The sequence below is a fragment of the Dissulfuribacter thermophilus genome, from assembly GCF_001687335.1.
GTDB lineage: Bacteria > Desulfobacterota > Dissulfuribacteria > Dissulfuribacterales > Dissulfuribacteraceae > Dissulfuribacter > Dissulfuribacter thermophilus.
Genome location: NZ_MAGO01000001.1, coordinates 42,421 through 53,067 on the forward strand (window position 1 = coordinate 42,421; position 10,647 = coordinate 53,067).

The window sequence follows — 10,647 nt, forward strand, 5'->3', positions numbered from 1 at the left end:
TTCAAATGGGCTCACATCTGTTAGGCCCTGCAAGCGCGTAAAGCTAGGCCTTTACAGGCGCCATGGCCCTGACCGCTGGTTTGTCTCAGAGAACCTTACGTAACCTGTCTCCCACCTCTTTCATGCGTTCCTTTGAAACCGTAAGGGCCATGCGCACAAATCCCTCTCCAGGATCTCCAAAACCATTTCCTGGAGTGCAAACTATACCCGCTTCATCTAATAACAGAGATGCAAAGGACTGAGAAGTATGACCATTTGGCACTTTCAACCATAAATAAAACGTAGCCTTTGGCATGGGTGGGTTCAGTCCAACACCTTTAAGTGATTCCACAAGCGCGTTTCGCCTCTCCTCATAAATCTTCCTCATTTCCTCCACACAGGACTGATCACTCATAAGAGCAGTTGCTGCTGCAGCTTGAATAGCCTCAAACTGACCTGAATCAGCATTGGATTTAACGGTTTTAAGCCCTCTAATGAGCTCTTGATTTCCAACAGCGAAACCTATCCTCCAACCAGTCATGTTGTATGTCTTAGAGAGAGAGTGAAACTCTAAACCAACATCCATTGCCCCTGGTGTCTCAAGAAAACTCGGGGCCTTGTATCCATCAAAGGTCATCTCTGAATAGGCGGCATCATGACAGACTATTATCTTGTGTTGCTTGGCAAAGGAAACCACCCTCTCAAAGAACTCTGGAGTTGCCAGAGCTGCTGTTGGGTTGTTGGGATAATTTAGCCAAAGTATCTTGGCACGTTCGAGGATGTCTTGTGGAATGGAATCAAGATCAGGCAAAAATCCATTTTCTTCATAAAGAGGTAGATAGTAGGTCTGTCCTCCTGCAAATAATGTCCCTATATGATAAACAGGATAGCCAGGAGTCGGGACGAGGACCACATCCCCAGGATTTAAAAATGCCATAGGGAAGTGAAATATGGCCTCCTTTGAACCAATAATGGCAGTAATCTCTGTATCAGGATCTAGATCAAGACCGAAGCGCCTTTTTACAAAAGTGGCTGCAGCCTCTCTAAAGGACTGCATTCCATTAGAAGAGGGATATCTATGATAAGATGGATTTTTGACGGCCTCCATCATCTTTTCCACAATAAATGCAGGCGTTGGGATATCAGGATCTCCAATGCCCAAATCAATAACGTCTACGCCCCGCTTAATTGCCTCATTCTTTTTTCTATCCAGTTCTACAAAAAGATATGGTGGAAGTTTTTTTAGCCTATCTGATTGCGTAAATTCCATAAGCTACTCCTCTTTTACCTTGTTTTTTAACTCTCCGATTCCCTCTATCTCTACAGTTACTTCATCTCCTGGCTTTAGTGCCGAAACTCCCTTTGGTGTCCCAGTTGCAATAATATCTCCGGGTTCTAAGGTCATAATTGAGGAAATAAAGCTTAATAAGCTTTGTGGAGAATGAATTAGGTTAGAAAGTGTGGAATCCTGCTTGATCTGGCCGTTTACTCGACAGCGAACCCCTTGATTTTTGGGCTCAAATTCAGTTTCAATCCATGGACCAATAGGACAAAATGTATCGAAACTCTTTGAACGCGTAAACTGTATATCTTTTTTTTGCAAATCTCTCGCTGTAACATCATTTAGGCACGTAAATCCCAAGACATAATTCATTGCCTCTTCTGGACTTACGTCTTTTGCCCTTTTGCCTACTACCACTGCAAGCTCTGCCTCGTGATCGACCCTTTGGGACTGACGTGGAATCACTATCTCTTCGTAAGGGCCAATTACCGACGAAGGGGGTTTAAGAAAAATAAGGGGTTCTTCTGGTAGTTCCATACCCAGCTCTTTGGCATGATCCCTATAATTTAGGCCTACGCAAACAATCTTTGAGGGAACACAAGGGGCAAGGAGGGTGACCTCATCCAGGGGATAAGTTTCTGAGGTCCCGACTATCATACCTACAAAGGGATCAGCAACGATCACCCTGACATAATCCCCGCGATGTAACCCATATTTTGGCGTTGAATTTTCTTTGATATGGAATCTAACTATCTTCATTAAACCGCCCTCAACGGTAGTTTTGAGTGTTGAATTGAAGGAAAAGAACCTTAAAAGATTTTATTCCTTTAACTCAAAACTCATCACTCAAAACTCAACACTTTTAAACGGTCTTAAGTATGTGCTAAGACCAGCTCATGTTTGCCAGGCTCCAGTCAGAGCCTCCTGCTATTTCAACCCTAATACATCATGCATATCATATATGCCTGGTTCTTTGCCAACTATCCACATGGCAGCCCTTACAGCACCCTTTGCAAAGGTATCGCGGCTAGAGGCCCTATGGGTTAGCTCTATCCTCTCGCCAATACCGGCAAAAAGCACTGTATGTTCACCCACTATATCCCCTCCGCGAATGGTTTGGACTCCAATTTGCTTGGAAGGCCTTTCTCCAATAATACCTTCTCGACAAAACCTCGCGCATTCCTCTGTATCCCAACCCATAGCCTTGGATGCAACATCCAGGAGCTTTATTGCGGTTCCGCTCGGGGCATCCTTTTTCATCCTGTGGTGGGCCTCGATTATCTCAATATCATAGCCTTCGCCCAGGACCTTTGCCGTAAGCTCCACTAGTTTATAAAGGAGATTTATGCCTGTACTCATATTATAGGCCTGGACCAGGGGGAAATTCTCCTTTGCAAGACCATGAATTTCATCAAGTTCTTCCTTGCTAAAACCAGTGGTACCTAAGACCATTGGCTTTTTATTGTGAGCTGCAATCTTGACGTGGTTTAAGGATGCCTCATGGAAAGTAAAATCTATTATCACATCTCCTTTTTCTATAACCTTTTCCAGGGAATCCTCAATCCTCACTCCAATCTCACCAATTCCAGCCACTACCCCTGCATCCTTGCCTACATCCTGACTTTCTGGATGTTCAAAGGCGGCCCCCAGTTCAATCCCTTCTGTGTCATTGATTATGTTGATTATCCTTCCCCCCATTCGACCAGCTGCACCCGCTACGATCGCCTTAATCATTACAGTCTCCTCCTTTCTTTTAGAGATTAAACCCAAATCTTCAACAATCCGTAGTCAGTCGTTATATAAGCTTATACTGACTCAAAACTGCTTTTAACTTCTCCACGTTCTCTTCCTGCATGGGGGCAAGGGGAAGCCTTACTTCAGGGCTCTCTATCTTGCCCATGAGATACAGGGCCTGTTTTGCTGGTACGGGATTCGTTTCGATAAAAAGGGCGTTAAACATGTCAAAGAGTTTATAGTGAAGTTTTTTGGCCTTCTCCCACTCTCCAGCAAGGCATGCATCCATCATACGTGCCATTTCCTTTGGCATTACGTTAGAAGTCACTGATATGACTCCTTTGGCCCCAAGAGCCATTGTTGCATAACTTGTTGGATCATCTCCTGAAAGGACTATAAATTTGGAGCCGCAGAGCTTTATGACTTCAGAGACCTGCTTTAGATTTCCACTGGCCTCCTTTATGCCCACAATGTATTTCAACTTTGACAGACGAGCAACCGTTGAAGGTAAAAGGTTTACGCTTGTCCTGCCAGGAACATTGTAGAGAATTATTGGTATTTTCACCTCTTCTGCTACGGTCTTGTAGTGTTGATAGAGGCCCTCTTGAGTGGGCTTGTTATAATATGGGGTTACCATAAGGATGGCATCTGCCCCAGCCTTCTTAGCAAATCTTGCAAGATCAAGGGATTCCTCAGTATTGTTTGAACCTGCACCCGCTATTACTGGCACTCTCCCCTTCACCTGGTCAATGCATATTTCAATAACACGTTTATGTTCATCATGACTTAGAGTGGCAGACTCACCTGTGGTTCCAACTGGTACAATGGCATGAGTACCACTTTTTATATGCCAGTCTATCAGTTCCCTATATGCCTTTTCATCAATCTCGCCATCCTTAAATGGAGTAACAATGGCTACTATTGCCCCCTTTATCTCCTTTTTCCCTTTGGAATTAGACTTTTTGGCCCCTGTTTTACAACTACGTTTGGCACAGCTCATGACAAATCCTCCTCAATATTTTTACCTGAATCCTGAAATTACCGAGCCTGTCAATGAGACGAGGCGAACATATCGCGATCTATCCTACAGGATCCAGGTTTTAAACCTAAACGATCATATCTCCATTTAACTCTCCAGAATATACAATTATGGCCTCTCCCTCAAGAAATACATCCTTTACACCTTCTTGTGTCAGCTCAAAAAAGACTTTTAACTTTTCTCCACCCCATGTCTCCACTGTAATAGGGGGCACGCATTTCATGGACAGAGCACAACTTATGGCGCTGGCAACCGCCCCAGTACCGCAGGCATGGGTTTCGTCCTCCACGCCCCTTTCGTAGGTGCGCACAACAATGTAGTTTTCCTTCCTAATCTCAACAAAATTACAGTTTGTACCCTGTGGCTGAAACTTCTTATGGTGACGAATTAGGCGTCCAATTTCATAAACTGGTACTGCCTGGACGTCTTCAACAATCTGGACAAAGTGGGGGACTCCGGTATTCAAAAAACTGCCTGTAATAACCTGATCCCTGACATCTAGAGTCAGTTCTCTTTCCAATATTTCTGGAGTAGGCAGCTCAAGCTTCACTCTTTTGCCATTGATGCTTGCGTGAATTATTCCCGCTAAAGTCTCAAAAGAGAGTTCACTTCCAGCTATTCCCGTCTCAAAGGCAAACCTTGCAGCACATCTACCCCCATTGCCACACATCTCTGCCTCGCTCCCATCAGCATTATAGAAATACCACTTGAAATCCGCTTGCTCTGATTCACAAATAAGGATTAGGCCGTCAGCACCAACACCAAATTTTCTCCTACAAAGGATCTTTGCAACCTCATTTGCCTTTTCAAGGGGGACGACCATGGAGCGATTGTCTACTAGGATGAAGTCATTTCCACTACCGTGCATCTTTTTAAAAGAAATTGGCTTATTCATGGAAAAAGGTCTCTCCTCTAATAAGATCATCAAAGGTCTCGCGCCTTCTCACCACCTTAAACTTATCTCCATAGACCATTACTTCTGCCACCCTTGGTCTGGAATTATAATTTGAACTCATGGTAAAACCATAAGCCCCTGCGCTCCTTATGGCCAAGAGATCTCCCGGATTTACCTCTGGCAAAGACCGTGATCTCGCAAAAAAATCTCCTGTCTCACATATTGGCCCTACCACATCGAAGGTAGACATTTTTGCATCCTGCTCCACTACTGGTACTATCTCATGAAAGGCCTTATAAAGGCTTGGCCTGGCCAGATCATTCATTGCGGCGTCTACCACCAAAAAGGCCTTCTTAGGTGTCTTTTTCTTATATAAAACTTTGGTGACCAAAATGCCTGCGTTGCCGCAGATACTCCTTCCTGGTTCAAGAATCAATTTTAAATCCCTCGAACCTATGGTCGTCTTCAATGCCTTGACATATTCCTCTGGGAGCGGTGGGCTCTCATTGTCATATTTGATGCCAAGTCCTCCGCCCATGTCGAGGTATTCTATCTTGATACCCTTTTTCTCCAATTCATCCACGAGACTCAATACCCTCTTCAAGGCATCAACAAAGGGACTTACTTCAGTAAGCTGGGATCCAATATGACAACTTATCCCCCTTATGAGAAACTCCTCATTCCTAGAGGCATACTCGTAAGCCCTTCTTGCCTCATCTACTGGCAACCCAAACTTATTTTCTTCAAGACCTGTAGATATATATGGATGAGTTTTTGGATCTACGTCAGGATTCACTCTAAAAGAAATTGGGGCGGCCTTTCCAATTGTCCTGGAAACCTCTCCGATCTTTTCAAGTTCACCAGTTGATTCCACATTAAACATTAAAACCCCTGAATTAAGGGCCTCTTTTATCTCCTCTCCAGTCTTGCCAACCCCTGAATAAACAATCCTCGAAGGACTGATACCTGCCTTGAGTGCCCTAAACAACTCGCCACCAGAGACTATATCTGCCCCTGCTCCAAGTTCTCCTAAGAATCTCAAGACAGCTAGGTTGCTATTTGCCTTAACTGCAAAACATACAAGGTGAGGAATGCCATGAAGGGCGTCTTCATACGCCTTAAAATGCCTTTCCAGGGTCTTTGCACTGTATAAATAAAACGGAGTGCCAACCTCTTTTTCAATATCTAAAACTCTACAGTCCTCACAATATAGTTCCCCATTTTTAAAATCAAAATAGTCCATACGCCTCAATCCACCTCGAGCTTAACTCTATTTGAGGGAGGCCCTTCAATAGGGTGAGGTCCTGAACTCACAATTGTCACCCAATAGGTATATGTACCTTTTGGGAGCTTGGTAGTGTCTTTGAATTGATTGTATCTTAAGGGTTCTCGATTCAAGACCTCAACAAGTCCTTTAGGCCCCCGCCTATAAACTCTGAACCCCTGCCCTTCACCTAGTTTTGCCTCCCAGTGAAGCTCTATACCATCTTTTCTTGGCACTGCAACTAGTTCCTCTGGAACAGCAATTTCACCTTTGGACTGTTCCTCAAGGGCAATCATCTCCAGTGACTCTAGTCCTGGAATAGGGGTCTGGCCAAATTTAAATATTGGCTCTATCTTATAAACATAGTCTTCATTTGAGCTCACATTTCTATCAATAAAATGAGTTGATTTATAATCTTCTTCTAAAAGCCTCCAATTTTTTTCATTTATTCTCCGCCTAAATATTTTATATACGAGCCTTGAAAGTTCTTTCTGGCCAACGAGTGTCCCATCTTCAAAATAGACCGGAGGTCGCCATTTGATTTCTACCACCCCATCTTTTCTATCAACGCCAATGGCTATGGGAACACTTGGCGGCGGATGCCATGAAAAGCTCACCTCATTTGAGAATTCACTCTTTGAAAACAACCCCTTAACTGTCCTAACCTTATAAAAATATCGGCCTCCACGGACCAGAGTTCGATCCTCATAGGCCATTGTAATACCCCTTTTAAGCTTGCCCTTAAAGGGAATCCAAACCGGATTTTTAAAACGTCTAGGACATTCTAAACAACTATTGTCAGCACCAAAGGCCTTAAAAACCTCAAAGCCCTTTAATCCAACGATAGGACTTCCGTCTACATTCTTTACGGGCACTCCCCATGAAAGCACTACTCCATCCTTAGTTATAGTGTACTTAACGTCTTTGGGAGGCATCGGCTTTAAAGTGCCTGGTGGTACAGGAGGACTTTTCCTTCCACACCCCGGTGTCACAGCCAGAAGTAATGCAATTAATACATATATCCTGACAGGAGGTGCTAGAACTCTGCCAGCCAACGCTCTGCCTCCTCAATGGCCTTTAACACCTGATCAGGAGAGGTACCTCCGTATGAATTCCTTTTTTTGATAGAGCCATCAATACTCAAACGTTCAAAACAGTCCTCTTCAATCACTGAAGAAAAAGACCTGAGCTCATCTAAATCTAAGTCCCATAGCTCTTTGTTGTTCTCTATACAATAGGCCACTACACGCCCTACTACCTCATGAGCAGTCCTAAAAGGAACCCCTTTTTCTACCAAATAGTCTGCGAGATCAGTCGCTGTAAGATATCCGCTTTTTAACGCCTGGTTAAGACGTTCTTTTTTGGGAACCATCCCCCTCAAGACCCCTTCCATGACCTCTACACACGATCTCACTGTATCGCATGCATCAAAAAGGGGCTCTTTGTCCTCTTGAAGATCCCGGTTATATGCCATGGGAAGCCCCTTTATGAGGGTCAAAATGGCAACAAGGTCCCCTATAACCCTGCCGGTCTTTCCTCTAATGAGTTCAGGACAGTCAGGATTCTTTTTCTGAGGCATGATGCTCGAACCAGTACAAAAACTATCAGGTAGCTCAACAAAAGAAAATTCTTCACTACTCCAAAGAATAAGTTCTTCTGAAAGCCTGCTTAAATGAATCATTATGAGGCTCGCACAGAAGATAAACTCTGCCACAAAATCCCTATCAGATACTGCATCCATACTGTTACGAGTCAATCCAGAAAACCCTAATTCTTCCCGAACATATTCCCTATCGATTGGAAAATCTGTTCCTGCTAGTGCTGCAGAACCAAGAGGGCACACATCAACACGCTTCAATGTATCCCTTAAGCGTTCTCTGTCTCGTCTGAATTGTTCAAAATAGGCCATCATATGATGCGACCACAGGACTGGTTGTGCGTGCTGGAGGTGAGTAAAGCCAGGCATTGCATATCCCATATATTCCTTGGCCTGATAAAGAATAGCACCTTGCAACGAGGCCAAGGCCTTATCCAGGGAGTTTATCTCATCTTTGAGATAAAGTCGGATATCAGTTGCTACCTGATCATTCCTGCTTCGAGCTGTATGAAGTCTCTTTCCAGGCTCTCCTATGAGCCGTGAGAGCTCTGCCTCAATGTTCATGTGAACATCTTCAAGTTTTTGATCCCAATGGAACTCGCCTTTGTCAATTTTTTCTTTGATGACACTGAGCCCCTCAACAATTCGCTCAGCATCATCCTTTGAGATGATGCCCTGTTTGGCCAACATCCTGGCATGGGCCATACTGCCTTTTATGTCCCACCTATAGAGCCTTTTATCAAAGCTTACACTTTCAGTAAACCTTTCCACAAGTTCATGAGTCGATTCTTTAAACCGCCCTCCCCACGGCTTTTTTGCCATAAAAGCCCCCTTTCAAAATAATGGTTATTATTCCAGAGAATCAATTTATCAACAAGAGAAAATCCTTATGGACATAAAAAAGCCTGCCCAATCATTTCAAAAGGACAGGCCTTTTTAGCCCTTTTAACTTACATAGTTTTATAAAAGCCTATATGGATAGGCCCTCTTTGTCCACTCGCTGTCTGGAAAATTTTTTGTCAAATCTTCATAAGCCTCTTTTAACGGCTTTGGATCTTGAGTCAACTTATACTGAACAACGCCCTTTAAAAATAGCGCTTCAGGAGTAAAATCACTTTTTGGATATTGAATCACTATGTGTTCAAACCATTTCAAGGCCTCTTTCAGTTCATCTTTCTCAAAATAGCCCTTCCCAATTCCAAGATTCAATGATGGAATGAGCTCTTCTGAAGAAAGAAATCCCACTGTTCGGTGGTGCTCTTTCCCTGAATCATCAAGCGTAATTATGGTAGGGGTCCATTTCACATTGAATTCTTCTGAAAGTGGTTTTGCATCAAAGGCTATTCTTACCGGTATAAAATTTGATTCAATAAATTCTACAACCTTATTATCTGGAAACGTAACTGCCTCCATCTGTTGACAACCAATTCATCCAGGATTAAAAAAATCCAGGAGCACAAACTTTCCTTCATTTTTGGCCATCTCCAAGGCGTTTTCCAAGGAATCTTGCCATGAGACCACTTTTGACATAACTGCCCTCCTAATTTTATTTGCTATAAAAAATTATATATTTCACTTTATGAGAGTCAACAAATATGACTGTCTGTTTTATGAGAACGGAATTTTTAATATAAAAGATATGCCTGTCGCATCTCACAAAAGGCTTCCTGATCTCGTCTAAGGACCTCTCTCAATCCAGTAGAATCCATACCATCCTCAACTAGCATTCTTATCTCCTGTTTTCCAATGAGGAGGTCCATTGGAAGCCTTTCAAATTCGTACTCATAGGGAGGGAGTTTATATGAAAAATCATCTTTAAAATGTCTCATGACAACGGATAATAGTGTAAGTGTGAACAAATAAGGTTCAAACTTATACCTATCTATCACATGAATTTGAACGCCCTTACAAGTTTCTCCGTGCCATTTATGAAAAGTGGGCTCAAAGTATTGAGGTCTCAAATAAAAACCTTTTAGATCAGAACCTTCCATTTCTCTCGAAATTACCTTGATATCAAGATACGGTGCACCAAACACCTCAAAAGGCCTAGTCGTACCTCTACCTTCTGAAAGATTAGTGCCTTCTAAAAGCACCTGCCCTGGGTAAACCAAAGCAGTATCAAGAGTCGGCATATTCGGAGAAGGCCATACCCACGGAAGTCCTGTTTCGTCAAAATACATTCGCCTATTCCATCCAGCCATTTTGATAACTTTGAGATCAAGATCCAGGCCGAATTCCCTTCTTAAATAGAGTGCGATCTCTCCAATAGTCATGCCGTGGCGCATGGGGATCTGGGCCATCCCTACGAAAGAAAAGAAATCTGGGCTAAGCAGATTGCCCTCTACCCTTTCGCCTCCTAAAGGATTTGGCCTATCAAGGACCACCACCTTAATACCAGCCTTTGCTGCCTCCTTCATGCAAAGACACATGGTCCAAATATAGGTATAGACACGAGTACCCACATCCTGAAGGTCTATTATAAGACAGTCAATATTTGAAAGACTGTCAGTACTGGGTTTACGCCTCTTTCCATACAGACTAAACACAGGGATACCCAAATCCTCATCGATCATGTCTTCTGACTCCACCATATTATCCTGCTTGTCTGCATAGAGACCATGCTGCGGCGAAAAGAGGCACTTTAAATCCTTACCAAACAATTCAAAAAGGATATTTTTTGCCTGCCTTAGTCTAGAGTCTATTGAGGCCTGGTGACACAAAAGACCTATTCGTAGACCTTTTAATGGTCTTGGATCTAAAGCCAAACTCTCAAGTCCTGTTACAACCTTTGCCATCTCTCTTTGCACCTTTTTTTAATAATCCCAAATTATGCACTGCAAAAGGGGACAAACTGAAT

The 10,647-nt window shown here is 43.2% G+C and carries 10 protein-coding genes; all 10 read right to left on the reverse strand.

All coding sequences use genetic code 11. The features are described 5' to 3' along the window. Positions 1-85: 85 nt before the first annotated feature. Complete coding sequence (locus DBT_RS00205; protein WP_067615264.1) at positions 86-1,249, reverse strand: LL-diaminopimelate aminotransferase; 1,164 nt, start codon at positions 1,247-1,249, stop codon at positions 86-88. Between the two features lie 3 nt (positions 1,250-1,252). After that, complete coding sequence (locus tag DBT_RS00210) at positions 1,253-2,020, reverse strand: fumarylacetoacetate hydrolase family protein (RefSeq protein WP_067615266.1); 768 nt, start codon at positions 2,018-2,020, stop codon at positions 1,253-1,255. Between the two features lie 168 nt (positions 2,021-2,188). Then, positions 2,189-2,995 (reverse strand): 4-hydroxy-tetrahydrodipicolinate reductase, encoded by an 807-nt coding sequence (gene dapB / locus DBT_RS00215; RefSeq protein WP_067615268.1) that lies wholly within the window; start codon positions 2,993-2,995, stop codon positions 2,189-2,191. A 61-nt stretch (positions 2,996-3,056) separates the two neighbouring features. Further along, the gene (gene dapA, locus DBT_RS00220) at positions 3,057-3,995 is read right to left on the reverse strand and encodes a 4-hydroxy-tetrahydrodipicolinate synthase (protein ID WP_083186510.1); all 939 of its coding nucleotides are present in this window, start codon (positions 3,993-3,995) and stop codon (positions 3,057-3,059) included. 106 nt (positions 3,996-4,101) lie between these two features. Continuing rightward, positions 4,102-4,929: a diaminopimelate epimerase gene (gene dapF, locus DBT_RS00225; RefSeq protein WP_067615270.1), complete on the reverse strand. Its 828-nt coding sequence runs from the start codon at positions 4,927-4,929 to the stop codon at positions 4,102-4,104. Next, positions 4,922-6,172 carry a diaminopimelate decarboxylase gene (gene lysA / locus DBT_RS00230; RefSeq protein WP_067615272.1) on the reverse strand — a complete coding sequence of 417 codons (1,251 nt, stop codon included), beginning with the start codon at positions 6,170-6,172 and terminating at the stop codon, positions 4,922-4,924. Before lysA ends, dapF begins: the two co-directional genes overlap by 8 nt. Before the next feature lie 5 nt (positions 6,173-6,177). Next, on the reverse strand, positions 6,178-7,248 hold the full coding sequence (locus DBT_RS00235; protein ID WP_067615274.1) for a fibronectin type III domain-containing protein: 1,071 nt from the start codon (positions 7,246-7,248) through the stop codon (positions 6,178-6,180). Continuing rightward, complete coding sequence (gene argH / locus DBT_RS00240) at positions 7,230-8,612, reverse strand: argininosuccinate lyase (RefSeq protein ID WP_067615276.1); 1,383 nt, start codon at positions 8,610-8,612, stop codon at positions 7,230-7,232. Before argH ends, DBT_RS00235 begins: the two co-directional genes overlap by 19 nt. A gap of 138 nt (positions 8,613-8,750) precedes the next feature. After that, positions 8,751-9,203, reverse strand: coding sequence for a tetratricopeptide repeat protein (locus tag DBT_RS00245; protein ID WP_067615278.1), 453 nt, complete (start codon positions 9,201-9,203; stop codon positions 8,751-8,753). Between the two features lie 212 nt (positions 9,204-9,415). Continuing rightward, positions 9,416-10,585, reverse strand: a complete 1,170-nt coding sequence (locus tag DBT_RS00250; RefSeq protein WP_067615280.1) for an exo-beta-N-acetylmuramidase NamZ family protein — start codon at positions 10,583-10,585, stop codon at positions 9,416-9,418. Between the last annotated feature and the right edge of the window lie 62 nt (positions 10,586-10,647).